The sequence below is a fragment of the Halomonas sp. E14 genome (assembly GCF_052568415.1).
In genome coordinates, this window is record NZ_CP199423.1 from 1,413,195 (window position 1) to 1,431,342 (window position 18,148).

The following is an 18,148-nucleotide window of genomic DNA, read 5'->3' on the forward strand; positions in this document are numbered from 1 at the left end:
CGCTCAGGAGCGCTCGCGGCTCAGTTTCGGGTTCAGGGCGTCGTCCAGCCCTTCACCCACCAGGTTGAGCGCCAGCACGGTCAGCAGGATCGCCAGCCCCGGGAAGAAGCTCAGCCACCAGGCCTGGCGAATTACCGTGCGCGCCGCCCCGATCATGTAGCCCCAGGACATCACGTTGGGGTCGCCGAGGCCGAGGAAGGAGAGCGACGATTCCAGCAGGATGGCGGTAGCGACCATCAGTGAGGCCAGCACGATGATCGGCGACAGGGTATTGGGCAGGATCTGGCGCAGGATGATAGTGCGGTTGGACTGGCCGACCAGGCGGGCCGCTTCGACGTATTCACGATGGCGCAGCGACATGAACTCGGCGCGCACCAGGCGGGCGACGGGCGGCCAGCTGACCAGCGCGATGGCCACCACGATGGAGGTCACGCTGGGCTGCATGATCGCGACCAGCACGATGGCCAGGGCGAAGTTGGGAATGGTCTGGAAGAACTCGGTGAAGCGCATCAGGGCGTCGTCGATCAGGCCGCCGTAGTAGCCGGCCATGGCGCCGAGCGGAACGCCGATCATCAGGGCCACCAGGGTCGAGACCAGCCCGATCAGCAGCGAGACCCAGGCGCCATGCATGAGCCCGGCGGCCACGTTGCGTCCCATGGTGTCGGTGCCCAGCGGAAAGCCGTCGACCTCCAGCGGGGGCAGGAAGGGCCGCTGGACCATGCGCCAGGGGGATTCGGGAAAGACAAGGGGGGCGGAAATGGCCATCAGGATGATGGTGACCAGGATGATCAGCCCGACCAGGGCCCCGCGGTTCTGGGCGAAACGGGCGAAGAAGTTCATGAGGCCTCCTTGATGCGCGGGTCGGCCAGCCGGTAGACGAGATCAGTGAGGATGTTGAACACGATCACCAGGGCGGCGGAGAAGAAGAAGATCCCGAGCAGCAGGTTGTAGTCACGCTGCATCAGCGCCTCGTACATCAGGCGGCCGATGCCGGGCCAGGCAAAAACCGTCTCGGTGAGGATCGCGCCGCCGACCATCTGCCCGGCCTGCAGGCCCGCCAGGGTGATGATCGGCAGCAGGGCGTTGCGCAGGATGTGACGGCGCTGGATGAGCCGTGGCGACAGCCCCTTGGCGCGGGCCGTCTTGACGTAGTCCTGCTGGCTGGCTTCGAGCATCGAGGTGCGCGTCATGCGGGTGTAGATGGCCATGAAGAACAGCGCGAGGGTGGTGGCGGGCAGCACCAGGTGCTTGGCGACATCCAGCGCCAGGGCCAGGCCGGTGTAGCCGGCGCCAACGGTGACCATGCCGTAGGCGGGCAGCCAGTCGAGATAGACCGAGAACAGCACCACCGCCATCAGGGCGACCCAGAACAGCGGAGTGGCGTAGAAGAGCAGGGCGAGTGCCATGATCAGCGAGCCGGTGGGCTTCTTGGCACGCGCGGCGGCCAGGGAACCGGCCAGGATGCCCAGGGCCAGCGACAGCACGAAGGCGGTACCGGTCAGCAGCAGGGTGGCGGGCATGCGCGCCATGATCAGGTCGAAGACCGGCATCTGCTGGCGGTAGGAGTAGCCGAAGTCGAGCATGGCGATGCCGGACACATAGCGCCAGAGCTGGACGTACATGGGCTGGTCGAGGCCGAACTGCTCACGCAACTGGCGCAGGAACTGCTCATCGGTGGCTCCCGCCTCCCCGGCCAGTACGGCTGCGGGATCCCCCGGTGCCATATGGATCAGAAAGAAGTTGAAGATGACGATGAGAAACAGGACGACGACGGCCTTCAGTAGCCGCATGACGATCAATCTTGCATAGAGCATGCCATTACCCCCTTGACGACATGGTGCAGGTATAGGGCGGCCGAGGGCCGCCCCAGGCGGGCTCAGCGGTCAAGCCAGGCGTTCTTGAAGCCGTCGTTGAGGCCGATGCCGGTGGTCACCAGGTCCTGCACGTCGCAGCGGTAGATGGTCGGGAAACCGAGCTCCAGCAGCCAGCCCACCGGCACGTCCTCGTGGAGGATCTCCTGGACTTCCTGGTAGTAGGCCTCCCGCTGGGAGTCCGGATAGGCGGTGGCGGCCAGGTCGAACAGCTCGTCGACCCGCTCGTTCTCGTAGCCCTGCACGTTGTTCCAGGGCGAACCCTTGGCGATGTTGCTGGAGACATAGGTGCGCGAGATGCCCAGCGCCGGGTCGCCGTACTGAAAGAGGTAGGTGAAGGCGAGGTCGTAGTCCCAGTCGCCCAGGCGCTGGTTCCAGCCGCCCACGTCGGTGGACTGGGTGCGCACATTGATCCCCACTTCGCGCAGGTTCTGCTGTACGGCTTCGGCCCAGCGCACCCAGGTCTCGCCGTAGGGGATCGGCAGCAGGCGAACCTCTTCGCCGTCGTAGCCCATCTCCTCAAGCAGCTCGCGGGCGCGCTCGGGATCGTAGTCGTACGGCGGCAGGCTATCGTCCTGGAAGCGGGCGTTGGAACCGAAGGCGGACAGCGGCACCTGGCCCAGGCCGTTCCACAGCACATCGCGGGCGAACTCGCGGTCCATGGCATACATCACCGCCTGGCGGAAGCGCTTGTCGGCGGTGGGGCCCTCGCGGTTGTTCATCCACAGCATGGCGAAGGGGCTGAAGTACTCGTGGCCCGCCTCGGTGCGGCAGGTGTTGTCCAGGGCGCTCAGCCGCGGGATGTCGAAGTTCTCGACGGAGTTGGCCGGCAGCACGTCGAGGCGGCCGTTTTCATAGGCCACCGCTCGCGAGGAGGCATCGGGGATGATGTGCCAGTTGATCCCGTCGAGGTAGGGCAGGCCCTCCTCGTAGTAGTCGTCGTTGCGCACCAGTTGGATGACGCTGCCGCGACTCCAGCGTTCGAACTTGAAGGGGCCGGTGCCGATGGGGTGGCTGTTGGCCGGATTGTCGCGGAAATCGGTCCCTTCGTAGATGTGCTTGGGCATCATCGGCATGGTGCCCGCCTCGAAGGAGAGCAGGAAGGGGCCGAAGGGGTTGTTGAGCGTAAAGACCACGGTGTGGTCGTCCGGCGCCTCAATGCTTTCCACGTGGGAGAGAATGGTGCGGGTGCGCGGGTTCATCTCGCGCAGGTAGACGTCGGTGGAGAAGACCACGTCCGCCGAGGTGAAGGGCTCGCCGTCGTGCCAGGTGACCCCTTCGTGCAAGTGGAAGGTGTAGACCAGGCCATCGTCGCTCACCTCCCAGCTATGGGCAAGCTGCGGCATCGGGTTCAGCTCGGTGTCGTAGCGCAGCAGGCTTTCGTAGATGTTGCCGGAAACGGTCTGGGTCGGGGCATTCTGGTGAACGCCGGCGATCAGTCCCGGGGGTTCCGGCTGGAGTACCGTGTTGATGACCCCGCCCGAGCGTGGCTCTGCCAGCGCCGCGGTAGAGGCCAGGGTGGCGGCGGCGATGGCAATGGTCAAAGGCTTCTTCATGGTCTACCCCGTAGTGTTATGGCTTGTTGGTGGGACAGGTCGACTCTTGCGAGCCAGGGTGGAAACGCGCGATCAGCGTTGCGTCATGGCCGACTCGCCGCTCGCAGCACTGCATCACACAAGACTTGTGTGCCAAGGGCACAGTGTTCGGGCTCCGCGTACTCCCTTTCGTTGTGGCTGATGCCTTCCCGGCAAGGAATGAACAGCATGGCGGTTGGCGTCACGTAGCTCAGGTTCACCGCGTCATGGCCGGCACCGCTCATCATGGTGAAGGGGTCCAGGCCGTGGCTGCGCGCCGCTGCCGACAGGTCATCCACTAGGGTAGTGTCGAAACGCGTCACCGGCATGTGCCAAAGCTCCTCGATGTGAGCCGTGACACCCTCGCGTTCGGCCGCCGAGGCCACGTGGGCGCGCAGGCGCTGATCGAGCTCTGCCAGGCTGGCTTCGTCGGTATGGCGTATATCGACCTGCAGGGTCACCGTGCCGGGAATCACGTTGCGCGAGGGTTCGGCGACCTGGAAGTCTCCCACTGTCAGGCGCGATACCCCTTCGGGATCCTCCAATACGGTGCTGCGCATGGCCTCGATAAAGGCGGTAGCGGCCATCAGCGGATCTCGCCGGTAGCGCATCGGCGTGGGGCCCGCATGGGCGGAATCGCCGGTAAACGTGATGTCGTACCAGCGCAGGCCCTGAACGCCGCTGACCACCCCGATGGGCAGTGCCTTGTGCTCCAGCACGGGGCCCTGTTCGATATGCAGCTCCAGATAGGCGCCCAGGGGCAGGTCGTCGCGTGTCAGGGTACCCTGGAAACCCGACTGATCGAGCGCCTGGCCAAGGGGCATGTCGGCGCGATCGCGGGCGGCGCGGAACGCCTCCAGCGAGAGGCGACCACTGTAGACGCCGCTACCGCCCATGGCGGGAGCGAATCGGCTGCCTTCCTCGTTGGTCCAGACGATGAGTTCCAGGGGGCGACGGGTGGTAATCCCCGCTTCCTCCAGCGTGCGAAAGATCTCGAGCCCCGCCAGCACCCCCAGGATGCCGTCGAATCGCCCTCCCAGCGGCTGGGTGTCCAGGTGGCTGCCGATGCCGACCGGCGCCAGGCTGTCATCGCGCCCCGGGCGGCGGATGAAAAGGTTGCCGGCCTGATCGGTGCGCCACTCACAGTTCAGCGCATCGGTCCAGGCGAGCAGCTGCCGTCTCCCTGCGATATCGTCATCGCTGAGAGCCAGGCGTCGACTGCCCCCGTTGGGCGATGGACCAATGCGGGCCATGTCCATGAGCGAAGACCAGAGTCGTTGGCTATCGATGCACGGGTTGTCGATGTACGGGCTGGGGGTGGCGCTCATGCCGCTTGTCTCCATGCCAGGTGGGATAAGATGACGCTGCGTTCGGCGTGCCGCCCAGGGCGCCTGGCGCCCTGTCGAACGGTTTCATTGAATTGCCACAGGAGGTGGGCCCGATGCGGTCTGTGCATGACACCCTTGACTGGAACTTGCTGCGAACCTTCGTGAGCATCGTTCAGGAGAAAAGCATCAGCCGGGCAGCGCAGCGCCTCAACCTTTCCCAGCCTGCGGTCAGCCTTGCGCTCAAGCGGCTGGAGTCGCACCTGGGGCAGACGCTCATCGAGCGCGGCAGCCATCGGTTCCGGGTCACCGAGGCGGGCGAGCTTGTGTATCGAGACGCGCTCGAGATTTATGCCAACGTGGCACGGCTCGGTATCACGGTGCGCGACACCTCCCCCGAAGTGGCCGGCCAGATCACGCTGCTGCTGGTCAGCGGCATCCATTGCTCGTTCCTGGACGCGGTGTTGCGCGACTTCCATGTCCAGCACCCGCGCATCACCTGTGAGGTGAGCGTCATGTCGAGCCAGGATGTGGTGCAGGCGATGCTGCAGAAGATGGGCACCGTGGGGGTTTGCCTGATGCCCCATCCGGTCGAGGGGCTCAACAGCCAGCTGCTCGCCCACCAGCGCTACCGCTTCTACTGTGGCCGCTCCCACCACCTGTTCGGCAAGCAGAATCTTCCGTTGCAGGCCCTGGGGCGCGAGCCGTTTGTCTCCTTCACCAGCGCCCAGCTGTCCGGTGCGCTGGCGGAAATCGCTGTGTTCCGCGCCAGTGCGGCCATGACCGGGGATGTGGTGGTCACCTCCAGCAGCCTGGAAGAGATCCAGCGCTTCGTGCGCGCAGGCTGGGGAATTGGCTGCTTGCCGGAGCATACGGTCCAGGCGGATGTGGACAAGGGCAACCTGTGGCCGCTGCCGCCCTATGACGGCGTGCCGAATATCGACATTCACCTGGTCTGGCACGAAGATTCTCGCTTCTCCCAGGCCGAACGGTTGTTCTTCGATTACCTGCACAGCGCCATGGCATCGGTTGGGCTGGAACAGCGGCTGCCTTGAGGTGGCCTTGGTCGAGGGCATCCTGGTCGATCCGTCTTGTTGTTTACTCTAGGGGTACCGTTCCGAATCGCATAAGACAATTTTCCATTTTTTATCCATTGTATTAGCCCTGCTTATGCACTAGCGGGGCTTTTTTTACTTGCAAACCGGCGATAAGGGTGCAAAGCATAAAAAGCATGCTGGGTGGCCTGGAGGCGGCACACGTCGTGATGCCATCAGGAATATCTACCGGCTGGCGTTCTCGCTTCCACGACAATAACGGAGTCAATTCATGCTTAGCGAGTCGGAGCGTCGGGTCATCAATGTCTGTGATGAGCTCTTTGAAGAGACCCTGTTATTGACGGAATCCTTGGTCAGGGCCTATAGCACACTGGGCAATGAGCGTGAGGCGCTTGAGATCATGGAGGCGTGGTATCGCCAGGAGGGTCTTGAGGTAAATCGAGTGCCCATGCGGCAGTCCATCCTTGACGAAATGACGGGTAATACAGCGTCGATAGAGGCCCGATACAACGTGATGGGCACGCTCAATGCGGCATCGACGGGGGCGCATCTGGTCTTCAATGGCCACTTGGATGTGGTGCCGGCGGAGCCGGCTTCCTTATGGACGCGCGCGCCCTGGGAGCCGTGGCGCGATGCTGACTGGCTCTATGGTCGAGGGGCAGGCGACATGAAGTCGGGTATCGCCGCCATGGCCATGGCTGTCAAGGCAGTTCGGCAGGCCGGTATCGCGATCGAACATCCGCTGACGCTGCAGACCGTCATCGAGGAAGAGTGTTCAGGCCATGGCGCACTGGCCTGCGTGAAGGCGGGCCATGCCGGCGATTTCGTACTCATTCCCGAGCCTTTCGGTGCCACGCTGGTGTCTGGGCAGGTGGGCGTGCTGTGGTTTCGCATCGGCCTCGATGGCGTGCCTGCCCATGTGCTTGATACCAGCGCCGGAAGCAACGCCATCGAGGCGATTGCTTCGCTGTTTGGCGCCTTGAAATCCCTGGAAACAGAGATCAATGCGATGCCTCGTCATGCGCTCTATCAAGGCATGGAAAAGCCCTTCAACCTGAATGTCGGGCGCATCGAAGGAGGCGACTGGGCCTCCAGCGTTCCTGCGCATGCGAGCCTGGAAGGTCGCCTTGGCTTTCCTCCGGATATGGCTGTCGAAGACGTCATGGAAAGGGTCAGGCGCTGTGTCGATGAGGCGACAGCAGACCTGGGGGGCGGTATCTCCAATTTAAAGGTCGATTTTCATGGTTTTCGCTCCGAAGGTGTCGTTGTCGACATGCGCCATCCTGCGATTCATTTGCTCGGAGAGTGCCACCATGACCTCACCGGTGAAGCGGTCACGTCCCGGGCCCTGACCTGCACCACTGACCTCCGGGCATTTCATGTGCATGGGGGGGTGACGGGTACCTGCTATGGACCGGTGGCAGAAAACATCCATGGCATCGGTGAGCGGGTCAATCTCGAGTCTGTGCGGCATGTACTCAAGGCCTATGCCCTGTTTCTGTGCAGGTGGGGTCGAGAAACACCGCGGGATGACACCTTGGCGCAAGGGCGCTGAATCCTACCGGCCTCGCTTCGGCGTGATGCGATGGGCCATGACTTCTCACCTTAAGGAGATGGTGCTGTGGAATTCTTCTATCACCCGGACCAGGAGCGGCATGCACCGCCCAGCTTCCTGTTGAGAGGACGGCAGGTCGCCTCACCGGAAGGGCCGGTGCGGGCGCGGATGCTACTGGAAGGCTTGGCCAGCCTGGGCATTGCGGTAACATCGCCGGCGACGACGGATAGCCCCCGCCTGCGCGAACGCCTTGCTCGGGTTCACACCAGGCGCTACCTCGACTTCCTCGAGACCATACATGCGCGCTGGTCCGCGCTTCCGGAGGCGGCCGAGGTGGTGTCGCCCAATGTGCATCCTTGCGGGGGCGGCCATCACTATCCTCGCCATCCGGTGGGTCAGGTCGGTTGGCACATGCACGACATGGCCTGTCCCCTGACGGCAGACACGTTTCGCGGCGTCATGGCGAATGCCGCCAGCGCCGAGGCGGCGGCAGAAGCCGTGCTGGCTGGTGCCGCGAGTGCCTACGCGCTGTGTCGCCCGCCGGGACACCATGCGGGGCCGGATCGCGCCGGTGGCTTCTGCTTTCTCAACAATTCGGCGTTGGCCGCCGAGGTGCTGCGCGAGCGGTATGCGCGGGTGGCGATCCTCGACGTGGATCTCCACCATGGCAACGGCACCCAGGACATCTTCTATGCCCGCGGGGACGTCTGGACCGGCTCCGTGCATGCCGATCCGGCTGACTTCTACCCGTTCTTCTGGGGCGGCGCCGACGAGACCGGCGAGGGTGAGGGCCGGGGAGCCAACCTGAATGTGCCGCTGCCGCTAGGCAGTGACGGTACTGCGTTCATGGCCGCGCTGGAGACGCTGATCGAGGCCATGTCGTCGTTTCAAGCCGAGGCGCTGGTGGTGCCGCTGGGACTCGATGCCCACCGCGATGACCCGCTGGCAGGCCTGGCACTCGAGACCGAGGATTTCGAGGCGATTGGCCGGCGCCTGGCGGCCATTGCCCTGCCTACGGTGCTGATCCAGGAAGGCGGCTACCCCACCGAACACCTGGGCCGCAACCTGGCCGCCTTCATGCGTGGCTTCAACGGGGCCGAACGCCTCGGGGAGGGATGACATGCGCGTCGTGACCGCAAGCGAGGTGGCCGCGGCGCTGCCCTGGGAACCCCTGGTGCAGCGCCTGGCACACACCTTTCGAGAAGGCGTGGAGGCGCCGCCTCGTCATCACCATGCCATGCACCGGCCCGACGGCGAGGCCACCATGCTGCTGATGCCCGCCTGGGAGCGGGCGGGCTATATCGGGGTGAAGATGGTCAACGTCTTTCCGCAGAACGCCGACCACGGGCTGCCGGCGATTGCCGGCGTCTACCTGCTGAGCGAGGGCGCCCACGGCCGCCCGCTGGCCTGCCTCGACGGCAGCGAGCTGACCCGGCGGCGCACCGCCGCGGCCTCGGCGCTGGCGGCCCGTGAGCTGGCCCGCGACGACGCCGTCACGCTGCTGGTGGTAGGCACTGGCAAGCTGGCGCCCATGGTGATCGAGGCGCATGCGGCGGTTAGGCCCATCCGGCGGGTGCGAATTTGGGGCAGGAACGCCGGCAAGGCCGCGGCGCTTGCCGCCGAGTATGCCGACCGCTTTGACAGCCGGGCGGTCAGCGACCTGGAAGCGGCTACGCGGGAGGCGGATATCATCAGCTGCGTGACGCTCTCCACGCAGCCGCTGATCCGTGGCGCCTGGCTTTCTCCCGGCACCCATCTCGACCTGATCGGGGCCTTCCGCCCGACCATGCGCGAGACCGACGCCGAGTGCCTGGTGCGTAGCGAGGTCTTCGTCGATACCTACGCCGGCGCCCGGGGCGAAGCCGGGGATCTTCTCCAGGCCATCGACGAAGGCGCCTTCGCCTTCGACGCCATTCGTGGCGACCTCGCCGAGCTGCTGCGTGGCGAGAAGCCAGGGCGCTCGTCTGCCGAAGCGATCACCTTGTTCAAGTCGGTGGGAGCGTCGCTGGAGGACCTGGCCGCAGCCATCGAGGTGTGGGAGCGGCTGGAGTTGCTCGAATGAACCGCGCGGCCACGGGTTTCTTCTGGCACGAGCGCTGCTTCTGGCATGACCAGGGCGCCATCGGAGTGTTCTCGGCGCCCGGTGAGTTCCTGCAGCCCCAGCCCGCCTCGGAAAGCCCCGAGAGCAAGCGGCGGCTCAAGAACCTGCTGGAAGCCTCGGGCCTGATCGACGAGCTTGCGGTAGGCAAGCCGCCGCCGGCCTCGCGCGAGGACCTTCAGCGCTTCCACACGCCGCGCTACCTGGACGCGCTCGAGCTCGGCGACCGCACGGGCGGGGGCGATGCCGGCGAGTGCGCCCCCTATCGGCCGGGAAGTCTGGCGGCGGCAAGCCAGGCTGCTGGCCTGGCGGTGGCTGCCATCGAGGCGGTGGCCACCGGGGCCTTGGCCAACGCCTATGCGCTGTGCCGGCCTCCCGGGCACCACGCCGAGGCCGACCGCGGCCGCGGCTTCTGCCTGCTTGGCAATATTCCGGTGGCAGTGATGCGCGCCCGTGCGCTTGGCCAGGTAGGGCGGGTGGCGATTCTCGATTGGGACGTGCATCACGGCAACGGCCAGCAGGAAGCCTTCTGGCACACCCCAGAGGTGTTGACCATCTCCGTCCACCAAGCGGGCAACTATCCGCTGGAGACCGGCGCCTTCGAGGAGCAGGGCGGGGCAGGGGCGCTCGGCACCGATCTCAACCTGCCGCTGCCCCCGGGTTGCGGCATCGGTGCGTATGAATACGCCATGGACACCCTGGTGCTGCCGGCGATCGAGGCCTTCGCGCCGGAGCTGATCGTCGTGGCCTGCGGCTATGACGCCTGCGCCAAGGACCCGCTGGGCAAGATGCTGCTCAACAGCGCCACCTTTGCGGCCATGACCGCCCGGGTGAAGGCCTTGGCCGAGCGGATCTGCCAGGGCCGCCTGGTCATGGTCCACGAGGGCGGCTACTCGGAGGGCTATGTGCCGCTGTGTGGTCATGCCGTGATCCAGACCCTGGCGGGGAGCCGGATCACCGTGCCCGACCCCCAGAATGACGAAATCGCCGCTTGGGGCTACCAGGCTCTGCAGCCCCACCAGCAGGCGCTGATCGACGGCTGGCGAGAGCACTGGCAAGCAGCCTATTGGCATAGCCCGCCACACCATGAAGGAGAAAGGAGATGACCCCGCTGCACGATCGCGATGGCTGGATCTGGATGGACGGCGAATGGCTGCCGTGGAGAGAGGCGCAGGTGCATGCGCTGACCCACACCCTGCACTACGGCATGGGCTGCTTCGAGGGCGTGCGCGCCTATGCCGGGCCCAACGGCACCCACCTGTTCCGGGTGGCCGAGCACACCCGCCGCCTGCTGGACAGCGCCCACGCCCTGGACATCCCCGTGGCCTTCGATGCCGAGACCCTGATCGACGCACAGCGCCGCTGCCTGGAGCGCAATCGGCTGGCGAGTGCCTACCTGAAGCCCACGATCTTTCTCGGCTCCGAGGGGCTTGGGCTGCGCGCTAGAGGCCTGTCGACGCACCTGATGATCGCGGCCTGGGACCTCGGCGCCTACCTGGCACCGGAGGCCGCCAGGATCGGCCTGCGCGCCCTGACTTCATCGTGGGCGCGCCACCACGTCAACATCAGCCTGTGCCGTGCCAAGACCAGCGGCCACTACGTCAACTCCATGCTGGCGCTGAACACGGCGGTGAAGGCGGGCTTCGACGAGACCATCATGCTCGACCCCGAGGGCTATGTGGCCGAGGCCTCCGCAGCCAATGTCTTCGTGGTCCGCGATGGAGTGCTGCACACCCCCGAGGTCACCTCTTGCCTGCAGGGCATCACCCGCGACAGCGTCATTCGGCTGGCCAGGGACGTGCTCGGCATGGCGGTGGTGGAGCGGCGCATCACGCGTGACGAGCTCTATCTCGCCGACGAGGCCTTCCTGACCGGGACCGCCGCCGAGATCCTGCCGCTGCGCGAGCTCGACGGCCGTCATATCGGTGCCCGCAGCGGCGCCCCTGCCGTCGGGGAGGCCATCCCAGAGGGCTCGGTTACCGCACGCCTGCAGGGTCTCTACCGTCGCCTGGTGCGCGGAGAGCTGGAAGACGACCTGGCGGCCTTCGCGGCCTGGCTGACCCCGGCGTGACGAAGCGCCAGTGCGGCGAGGTGGCACGCCAGGGGCTCCCTGATCAGGGCGCCGGCACTTAGAACGTGCCCACCAGCGAGCCCACCGCGATGAGTACGATCAGCGAGATGATCGGCCCCACCACGGCCACCGCGGCAATGTCGAGGTAGGCCTGGCGGTGCGTCAAGCCGCAGATCGACAGCAGCGTGATCACCGCGCCGTTGTGCGGCAGGGCGTCCAGACCGCCGGTGGCCACGGCGGTGACCCGGTGCAGCAGATCGGGCGAGATGCCGGCCGCCTGGCCCATGGCCAGGTAGGTATCGCCAAGGGTGGAGAGTGCGATGCTCATGCCGCCGGAGGCGGAGCCGGTCATGCCGGCCAGCAGGTTCACCGCGATGGCCAGTGAAATGAGCGGATTGTCGCCGCCGGCGGTGGTCACCCAGGCGCTGATGGCGTCGAAGGCCGCCAGCGAGGCGATTACCGAGCCGAAGCCGACCAGGCTCGCGGTATTGAAGATTGGCAGCAGCGAGGCGTTGGCCCCGCTGTCCAGCGAGGCGGTCAGCTGCTGCAGGCGCGGCCAGTTGAGCGCAATCAGCACCAGGATGGAGAGCACCAGGGCGGCGATCACCGACCACACGCCGCGTACCGACTCGATGCTGGTGGCGCCATACACCGGGTTCGCCAGGTAGCCGGTATCCATGGCCGGGATGATTACCGTGGTGAACAGCAGATTGAGCGCGATCACCAGCACGATGGGGGCTAGCGCCAGGGGCAGCGAGGGCAGCCCCTGGCGCGGCTGTGGCTGTACCTCGGCTAGGTCGAAGCCTTCCCCCGCGGCGCGCTCGCGCAGGTGATCGGCCGGGGTGGGCTCGCTGTCATGCTCGCCATAGCCTTCGCCAGCGGCGCGGGCCTGCCTGGCGCGGTAGGTGAGCCAGGCCTGGCCCAGGCCCAGCATGACCAGTCCGGTCATGATGCCGAGCCCCGGTGCGGCGAAGGGCGAGGTGCCGAAGAAGGGCATCGGGATGGCGTTCTGGATCGCCGGCGTGCCGGGCAGGGCGGTCATGGTGAAAGTGAAAGCGCCGAGCGCGATGGTGCCGGGGATCAGCCGCTTGGGCAGGTTAGCCTTGCGAAACAGCGCTGCGGCGATGGGAAACACCGCGAAGGCCACCACGAACAGCGACACGCCGCCGTAGGTCATCACCGCACAGGAGAGCACCACGGCGAGAATGGCGCGGCTTTCGCCCAGGCGCTCGACGATGGCGCCGGCCAGCACCTCGGCGCTGCCCGAATCCTCCATCAGCTTGCCGAAGATCGCTCCGAGCAGGAACAGCGGGAAGTACTGGATGATGAAGCCACCGGCCGAGCCCATGAACACCTGGGTGTAGCTGGCCAGCAGCGGCGTATCCACCGACACCAGCGCCACCAGGGCGGCCAGCGCCGGGGCCAGGATCAGCAGGCTCAGGCCGCGGTAGGCCAGGTACATCAACAAAAGCAGTGCTATGACGATGGCGGCAATGCCGGTCATGCCTCGTCTCCCTTGCCGGTCTTGCCGTCACTAGCGCCTTTGTTGTCAGGCGCCTTGTGGTTGCCCCGCTTGCTGCCGGGCGACTTGTCGGTGGGCTGTTTGTCGGCAGGCAGCTTCGCACTGGGCTCTTCGGCGCTGGGCTTGTCCTGCTTGTCCTCATCGACATCGAGGCTCGTGCCGCTGGGGCGGGCGAGTGGGCGGAAGGTGTCGCTGAACACCGCATTGAGATCGAAGGTGGAGCACTGTCCCAGCTTGTCGAAGTTCTCCTTCAGCCACAGGTCGGCCCAGCCGCGGCCCTGGCGATAGAGGCGCGAGACGAAGTCCCACTGGGCGTTGAGCTTGCTCGAGGCGGAGAGCTTTTCAACCTCCTGCTCGGCATGGATCAGATGCAGGCGCATGGAGCGGTAGCGCTCCACCTCCAGTCCTTCGGCGTCGATCAGCTGCTGCAACAGCTGAATGCTGCGCAGCTCCTTGATCAGGCTGGTATTGAAGGTGATCTCGTTGATGCGGTTGATGATGTCCCGGGCGCTGTCGGGCAGCTTCTGGCGCACCAGCGGATTGACCTGAATGACCACCAGGTCCTGGCAGTCCATGTCGTCGACCAGCGGAAACAGCGCCGGATTGCCACTGTAGCCGCCGTCCCAGTAAGCCTCGCCGTCGATCTCCACCGCTGGGAACATGAACGGCAGGCAGGCCGAGGCCATCACCGTATCCACCGTGATATCGGGCTGTGAAAAGACCTTGGCACGCCCGGTACGCACGTTGGTGGCGGTGACGTACACCTTGGCCTTGCGACACGCATTGACCCGCTCGAAATCCACCAGCTTGCAAACCAGGTCCTTAAGCGGATTGAACTTCATCGGGTTGAGCTTGGCCGGGGCGATGAGCTGGGTGAGGCTCTCGAACATCAAGTAAGTCGGCGAGTTGTCGAGGCTGCTGTTGCCCATCAGCTGGTCCCACGGCGTCGGCTGGATGGGCGAGAAGCGCGCCGCCTCGCTGACGCCGCGCCAGAAGTTGTGCAGCGCCTGGCGCGCGCCCTCGCGCCCCCCGCGGTGCAGCCCGTCGGCCAGCACCACGGCATTCATCGCGCCTGCGCTGGTACCGCTGACGCCGTCGATCTCCAGCCGCTCCTCTTCCAGCAGCCGATCCAGCACACCCCAGGTCAGGGCACCATGCGAGCCGCCGCCCTGCAGGGCGAGATCGATATGCTTGCGTTCTTCCTTGGCCATGCCATCTCCCGGTGGTTTTCATATTGCATTGCAGTATAGGCCCTTGTGGCCGGCTTGCCTCCCACGATGGCGAAATGCCGAAGTGGGCCACATCGCGCATGAGGGCTTGAACTAAAGTCTAACAAAATGGATAATATGAAAAATGCTTCCATAAATAACGTCGGAGGCGGTTCCGCGAGGACCGTAGCGAATCCATGACTACCCTGAATTTCACCAGCATCTGGGATCTGCCCTTGATCAGCCGCCGCGAGCCGACGGAACCCGCCGCGACGGCACCTGCCGCCGAGCGCTTCCTCACCATCTGGGACAGCCCACAGCGCGTCGAGTCGGCCAGCCGCAAGCGCCCGGCACGCAAGCTGCCTAAGTTCTATCTCTAAGCGGTCGGTTTCCCTGCGCCAGGCAGGGCCTGGCCAGAAAGCAAAGCGCCCATGCCGATCGGCATGGGCGCTTTTTTCAGCGTGCCTGCGCTGGGCGCGCCAAGTTACGCTTCAGCATAGTCGCACGCCGAGCAGCAGCAGCGAGGCATCGGCGGTTTGCCAGCCCCACCAGACCAGTGCCAGGGTGGCGGTCAGGGCGCTCAGCGCAGCGAGTGTCGTAAGATGCAGGCGAATCATGCCTGGGCCTCCTGTGGTGTGGCCCGCTTGACGGGCGCCTCGCTGATGAACCAGTGCAGCAGGGCGGCGATCACCGAGAGCAGAATGGCAAGCTTCCATACCACATCATAGTCGCCGTGCAGGTCGTAGAGCATGCCGCCCAGCCACACGCCGGTGAACGAGCCGACCTGATGGAACAGAAAGACGATGCCGCCGAGCATGGAGAGGTGACGTACCCCGAACACCGAGGCCACGATGCCGTTGGTCAGCGGCACGGTGGAGAGCCACAGCAAGCCGATGGCGATGCCGAACAGATAGGCGCTGGCGGGGCTCAGCGGCATGAAGACGAAGGTGGCGATCACCGCACCGCGGATCAGGTAGAGCCAACTGAGCAGGCGTGGCTTGGAATAGATGCCGCCCAGCCAGCCGGCGGCGTAGGTGCCGAAGATGTTGAACAGGCCCACTAGGGCCAGCACCGTGCTGCCGACGTGTACGGCCAGGCCGTTGTCGAACAGATAGCCGGGCAGGTGCACGCCGATGAACACCACCTGGAAGCCGCACACGAAGAAGCCCAGGCACAGTAGCCAGAAGCCGCGGTGGCCGGCGGCTTCGTCCAGCGCCTGGCGCAGCGAGAGATCCGTGGCCAGGCGCGTGGAGGGGCGGTCCTTCAGCATGGCGCCGAGCGGTACCATCATCGCCGCCAGGGCCCCCATGGCCAGCAGCGCAGCCGACCAGCCCAGCCAGCCCAGCAGCCCCAGGGTGCCTGGCAGCATGGCGAACTGGCCGAACGATCCCGCCGCACTGACGATACCCATGGCCATGCTGCGCTTCTCCGGGGCTACGGCACGCCCCACGGCGCCCAGGATCACCGAGAAGGTGGTGCCCGAGAGCCCCAGGCCGATCAGCAGCCCGGCCGAGAGCGACATGCCCAGCGCCGACTCGGAGATCCCCATGAACAGCAGGCCCAGCGCGTACAGCGCGCCGCCGATGGCCACCACCCGGGCGGCCCCATAGCGATCCGCCAGGGCGCCGGTGAAGGGCTGGGCGAAGCCCCAGATCAGGTTTTGCAGCGCCAGGGCGAAGGCGAACACCTCACGCCCCCAGCCCAGGTCGCTGCTCATTGGCGCCATGAACAGACCGAACCCATGGCGCAGCCCCATGGCCAGTGAAATGACCAGGCTGCCGAGCAGGATCAGCAGCAGCGAGTGGCGGCGAAGGGCGTCCATGGCGTATTTCCCGTTTGCAGGCTAACGAGCATGAACTATCGCCCGTTATGGGTGCGGTGACAATGTCGCTGTTTGGCGACGTCGATGTTGCCGCTGTGCCACATGTGTAACAGCGCTTTACTTCGCTATCATGAACAGTGTTCGACAAACTGGAGAAACATCATGTCACGGCGCCTGTTACTTCCTTTTGTGCTCATCTTGGCCGCGATGCTGGTGGCTGGCTGCAGCTACCAGCCCGCACGCATCAAGTCGGAACCGCTGATTGTCATCGACGACGATCGCAGCGGGCATGCCGGTCGCTTCTGTCCTCCGGGGCAGGCCAAGAAGGGGCGGTGCTAAGCCGCATCGAGGCGGCAACGCATCGGCAATCAGCTGGCAGGTAACCCCCACGGTTCACGGAGTGGGCCACTGCCGGCAGACAGCTATAGAGAGTCGCACCCAGAAGGGTGAGTACGACGACTCCGCATGGGACCTGAAGGGCATCTTCCGCTCAAGCCAAGAGGTTAATGCCATGAAACCGTTCCTGCGTCTCTTCGCCCTGGCCTTCCTGCCGCTCCTGCTGGTGCTGGCCGGCTGTAGCTATTCACCGGCACGCATCAGTCCCGAGCCGTTGGTGGTGGTCGATGGTTCCCATCGGCATCATCATGGCGACAGGCACCGCTATCGGGAACGCCATGTCGAGCGCCACTACTATTACGACGGCAGGCGTGACGACCGGCGCCGCTACCGGGGTTTCTGCCCCCCTGGCCAGGCCAAGAAAGGCCGCTGTTGAAGCATTGAGCGGTTTCACAAAGCGTCGTGGCAGGGTATTTTGAAGCCCCTGACCAGAACGCTACAAGAAGCCGACATGCTCCACGTCTGCCTGCCGTCGTGCCCTCCAGCTGAACGAACTGCCCCAAGGAGCGAGGGGGCGTGCACCGCCACCTTGGGGGCGGTGTTTGCCTGCTGCATCAAGGAAGAGCGCCATGAAGCTGTTCTATCATCCTGACCAGGCGCTGCATGCGCCGGCTTCGATTGTGCTGCACGGCCAGGAGATGCCTTCACCGGAGAGCACGAGACGGGCCGAACTGCTGGCTGCGGGCGTGACCGCCTGCGGGTTCAACCTGCTCGAACCGGATGACGTGGATACGCCGCGCCTGCGCAGCCGCCTGAGCCGTATTCACTCCGCGCGCTACCTGGCGTTTCTCGAAACCATCCATGCCCGTTGGTCTCGGCTTCAGCAGGCTTCCGGCCCGGTCACCTCCAGCGTGCACCCCTGCGGCGGTGGGCTTCTCTATCCCGAGCATCCCATCGGCCAGGCCGGCTGGCACCTGCATGACCTGACATGCCCCATCGACGCCGACAGTTTTCGCGGCATCCTGGCCAGCGCGGCCACGGCTCAGGCCGCGGCCGAAGCGTTGCTGGGCGGGCATGGCACCACGTATGCGCTGTGCCGACCGCCTGGCCATCATGCGGGCCCCGACCGGGCCGGCGGCTTCTGCTTCCTCAACAACGCGGCTCTGGCAGCCACGGTGCTGCGCGAGCATTTCTCGCGGGTGGCGATTCTCGACATCGATCTGCACCATGGCAATGGAACGCAGGATATCTTCTATTATCGCGGCGATGTCTGGACCGGCTCGCTGCACGTCGATCCTCGGCAGTCCTACCCCTACTTCTGGGGCGGGGCGAACGAGGAGGGCATGGGCGAAGGCCTGGGCGCCAACGTCAATCTGCCGCTGCCGCTCGGCAGCGACGCCGCCCGCTACCTCGACGCCCTGGATGCGCTCTCGGCACGAATGGCGGCCTTTCGCCCCGAGGCAGCGGTTGTAGCGCTGGGGCTGAACGCGCACCGCGACGACCCTGCGGGCGGCATGGCCCTGGTCACCGACGATTTTCATGCCGTGGGGCGCCGCCTGGCGGCCCTGGGCCTGCCCATGGTTCTGGTGCAGGAGGGTGGATGCCCTACCGAGAGCCTCGGGGCCAACCTGACTGCCTTGTTGAAGGGCTTGTTCGGCGAATGATCCGACCTGGCCCGTGGCACGAATGCTGTTGCTGTACCTTCCCACTA

Annotated in this window: 18 protein-coding genes; 10 read left to right on the forward strand and 8 right to left on the reverse strand. The window is 65.5% G+C overall.

The genetic code is table 11. The features are described 5' to 3' along the window. Nucleotides 1-3: 3 nt before the first annotated feature. The 4 genes from ACT7B3_RS06520 to ACT7B3_RS06535 form a co-directional block, all read right to left on the reverse strand. Nucleotides 4-840: an ABC transporter permease gene (locus ACT7B3_RS06520; RefSeq protein WP_445157292.1), complete on the reverse strand. Its 837-nt coding sequence runs from the start codon at nucleotides 838-840 to the stop codon at nucleotides 4-6. Continuing rightward, the gene (locus ACT7B3_RS06525) at nucleotides 837-1,814 is read right to left on the reverse strand and encodes an ABC transporter permease (protein ID WP_445157293.1); all 978 of its coding nucleotides are present in this window, start codon (nucleotides 1,812-1,814) and stop codon (nucleotides 837-839) included. The genes ACT7B3_RS06520 and ACT7B3_RS06525 overlap by 4 nt, the downstream gene beginning before the upstream one ends. Before the next feature lie 62 nt (nucleotides 1,815-1,876). Then, entirely contained in the window at nucleotides 1,877-3,427 is a 1,551-nt protein-coding gene (locus ACT7B3_RS06530) for an ABC transporter substrate-binding protein (protein WP_444677941.1), read from the reverse strand. Between the two features lie 83 nt (nucleotides 3,428-3,510). Then, complete coding sequence (locus tag ACT7B3_RS06535) at nucleotides 3,511-4,773, reverse strand: M20 family metallo-hydrolase (protein WP_445157294.1); 1,263 nt, start codon at nucleotides 4,771-4,773, stop codon at nucleotides 3,511-3,513. A 113-nt stretch (nucleotides 4,774-4,886) separates the two neighbouring features. Between ACT7B3_RS06535 and ACT7B3_RS06540 the strand changes: the two genes are divergently transcribed. From ACT7B3_RS06540 to ACT7B3_RS06565, 6 genes are all read left to right on the forward strand, one after another. Then, complete coding sequence (locus ACT7B3_RS06540; RefSeq protein WP_445157295.1) at nucleotides 4,887-5,825, forward strand: LysR family transcriptional regulator; 939 nt, start codon at nucleotides 4,887-4,889, stop codon at nucleotides 5,823-5,825. A 271-nt stretch (nucleotides 5,826-6,096) separates the two neighbouring features. After that, the gene (locus ACT7B3_RS06545; RefSeq protein ID WP_445157296.1) at nucleotides 6,097-7,380 is read left to right on the forward strand and encodes an ArgE/DapE family deacylase; all 1,284 of its coding nucleotides are present in this window, start codon (nucleotides 6,097-6,099) and stop codon (nucleotides 7,378-7,380) included. Nucleotides 7,381-7,446: 66 nt separating this feature from the next. Further along, nucleotides 7,447-8,499: a histone deacetylase family protein gene (locus ACT7B3_RS06550; protein ID WP_445157297.1), complete on the forward strand. Its 1,053-nt coding sequence runs from the start codon at nucleotides 7,447-7,449 to the stop codon at nucleotides 8,497-8,499. Between the two features lies 1 nt (nucleotide 8,500). Beyond that, complete coding sequence (locus ACT7B3_RS06555) at nucleotides 8,501-9,442, forward strand: ornithine cyclodeaminase family protein (protein WP_445157298.1); 942 nt, start codon at nucleotides 8,501-8,503, stop codon at nucleotides 9,440-9,442. After that, the gene (locus ACT7B3_RS06560; protein WP_445157299.1) at nucleotides 9,439-10,584 is read left to right on the forward strand and encodes a class II histone deacetylase; all 1,146 of its coding nucleotides are present in this window, start codon (nucleotides 9,439-9,441) and stop codon (nucleotides 10,582-10,584) included. Before ACT7B3_RS06555 ends, ACT7B3_RS06560 begins: the two co-directional genes overlap by 4 nt. Beyond that, nucleotides 10,581-11,549 carry a branched-chain amino acid transaminase gene (locus ACT7B3_RS06565; protein ID WP_445157300.1) on the forward strand — a complete coding sequence of 323 codons (969 nt, stop codon included), beginning with the start codon at nucleotides 10,581-10,583 and terminating at the stop codon, nucleotides 11,547-11,549. Before ACT7B3_RS06560 ends, ACT7B3_RS06565 begins: the two co-directional genes overlap by 4 nt. 58 nt (nucleotides 11,550-11,607) lie before the next feature. Here ACT7B3_RS06565 and ACT7B3_RS06570 read toward each other — a convergent pair whose 3' ends face one another. After that, nucleotides 11,608-13,053 carry a GntP family permease gene (locus ACT7B3_RS06570; RefSeq protein ID WP_445157301.1) on the reverse strand — a complete coding sequence of 482 codons (1,446 nt, stop codon included), beginning with the start codon at nucleotides 13,051-13,053 and terminating at the stop codon, nucleotides 11,608-11,610. Then, nucleotides 13,050-14,282: a patatin-like phospholipase family protein gene (locus ACT7B3_RS06575; protein ID WP_444677930.1), complete on the reverse strand. Its 1,233-nt coding sequence runs from the start codon at nucleotides 14,280-14,282 to the stop codon at nucleotides 13,050-13,052. Before ACT7B3_RS06575 ends, ACT7B3_RS06570 begins: the two co-directional genes overlap by 4 nt. 194 nt (nucleotides 14,283-14,476) lie before the next feature. On the opposite strand from ACT7B3_RS06575, the gene ACT7B3_RS06580 reads away from it, so the two are divergent. After that, a complete protein-coding gene (locus ACT7B3_RS06580) occupies nucleotides 14,477-14,659 on the forward strand; it encodes a hypothetical protein (RefSeq protein ID WP_444677929.1) in 183 nt (60 codons plus the stop codon). Between the two features lie 111 nt (nucleotides 14,660-14,770). On the opposite strand, the gene ACT7B3_RS06585 is transcribed toward ACT7B3_RS06580, so the two are convergent. After that, complete coding sequence (locus tag ACT7B3_RS06585; protein ID WP_444677928.1) at nucleotides 14,771-14,896, reverse strand: hypothetical protein; 126 nt, start codon at nucleotides 14,894-14,896, stop codon at nucleotides 14,771-14,773. Continuing rightward, nucleotides 14,893-16,101: an MFS transporter gene (locus tag ACT7B3_RS06590; RefSeq protein ID WP_444677927.1), complete on the reverse strand. Its 1,209-nt coding sequence runs from the start codon at nucleotides 16,099-16,101 to the stop codon at nucleotides 14,893-14,895. Before ACT7B3_RS06590 ends, ACT7B3_RS06585 begins: the two co-directional genes overlap by 4 nt. A gap of 162 nt (nucleotides 16,102-16,263) precedes the next feature. On the opposite strand from ACT7B3_RS06590, the gene ACT7B3_RS06595 reads away from it, so the two are divergent. From ACT7B3_RS06595 to ACT7B3_RS06605, 3 genes are all read left to right on the forward strand, one after another. Beyond that, complete coding sequence (locus ACT7B3_RS06595; RefSeq protein WP_444677926.1) at nucleotides 16,264-16,440, forward strand: hypothetical protein; 177 nt, start codon at nucleotides 16,264-16,266, stop codon at nucleotides 16,438-16,440. Between the two features lie 172 nt (nucleotides 16,441-16,612). After that, nucleotides 16,613-16,873 (forward strand): hypothetical protein, encoded by a 261-nt coding sequence (locus ACT7B3_RS06600; RefSeq protein WP_445157302.1) that lies wholly within the window; start codon nucleotides 16,613-16,615, stop codon nucleotides 16,871-16,873. Nucleotides 16,874-17,066: 193 nt separating this feature from the next. Further along, nucleotides 17,067-18,101: a histone deacetylase family protein gene (locus ACT7B3_RS06605; protein ID WP_445157303.1), complete on the forward strand. Its 1,035-nt coding sequence runs from the start codon at nucleotides 17,067-17,069 to the stop codon at nucleotides 18,099-18,101. Nucleotides 18,102-18,148: the final 47 nt, after the last annotated feature.

Coding starts and splice junctions, on each gene's coding strand:
- ACT7B3_RS06520 (WP_445157292.1), bottom strand. CDS start 840: ATGAACTTCTTCGCCCGTTTCGCCCAGAACCGCGGGGCCCTGGTCGGG.
- ACT7B3_RS06525 (WP_445157293.1), bottom strand. CDS start 1,814: ATGCTCTATGCAAGATTGATCGTCATGCGGCTACTGAAGGCCGTCGTC.
- ACT7B3_RS06530 (WP_444677941.1), bottom strand. CDS start 3,427: ATGAAGAAGCCTTTGACCATTGCCATCGCCGCCGCCACCCTGGCCTCT.
- ACT7B3_RS06535 (WP_445157294.1), bottom strand. CDS start 4,773: ATGAGCGCCACCCCCAGCCCGTACATCGACAACCCGTGCATCGATAGC.
- ACT7B3_RS06540 (WP_445157295.1), top strand. CDS start 4,887: ATGCGGTCTGTGCATGACACCCTTGACTGGAACTTGCTGCGAACCTTC.
- ACT7B3_RS06545 (WP_445157296.1), top strand. CDS start 6,097: ATGCTTAGCGAGTCGGAGCGTCGGGTCATCAATGTCTGTGATGAGCTC.
- ACT7B3_RS06555 (WP_445157298.1), top strand. CDS start 8,501: ATGCGCGTCGTGACCGCAAGCGAGGTGGCCGCGGCGCTGCCCTGGGAA.
- ACT7B3_RS06560 (WP_445157299.1), top strand. CDS start 9,439: ATGAACCGCGCGGCCACGGGTTTCTTCTGGCACGAGCGCTGCTTCTGG.
- ACT7B3_RS06565 (WP_445157300.1), top strand. CDS start 10,581: ATGACCCCGCTGCACGATCGCGATGGCTGGATCTGGATGGACGGCGAA.
- ACT7B3_RS06570 (WP_445157301.1), bottom strand. CDS start 13,053: ATGACCGGCATTGCCGCCATCGTCATAGCACTGCTTTTGTTGATGTAC.
- ACT7B3_RS06575 (WP_444677930.1), bottom strand. CDS start 14,282: ATGGCCAAGGAAGAACGCAAGCATATCGATCTCGCCCTGCAGGGCGGC.
- ACT7B3_RS06580 (WP_444677929.1), top strand. CDS start 14,477: ATGACTACCCTGAATTTCACCAGCATCTGGGATCTGCCCTTGATCAGC.
- ACT7B3_RS06585 (WP_444677928.1), bottom strand. CDS start 14,896: ATGATTCGCCTGCATCTTACGACACTCGCTGCGCTGAGCGCCCTGACC.
- ACT7B3_RS06590 (WP_444677927.1), bottom strand. CDS start 16,101: ATGGACGCCCTTCGCCGCCACTCGCTGCTGCTGATCCTGCTCGGCAGC.
- ACT7B3_RS06595 (WP_444677926.1), top strand. CDS start 16,264: ATGTCACGGCGCCTGTTACTTCCTTTTGTGCTCATCTTGGCCGCGATG.
- ACT7B3_RS06600 (WP_445157302.1), top strand. CDS start 16,613: ATGAAACCGTTCCTGCGTCTCTTCGCCCTGGCCTTCCTGCCGCTCCTG.
- ACT7B3_RS06605 (WP_445157303.1), top strand. CDS start 17,067: ATGAAGCTGTTCTATCATCCTGACCAGGCGCTGCATGCGCCGGCTTCG.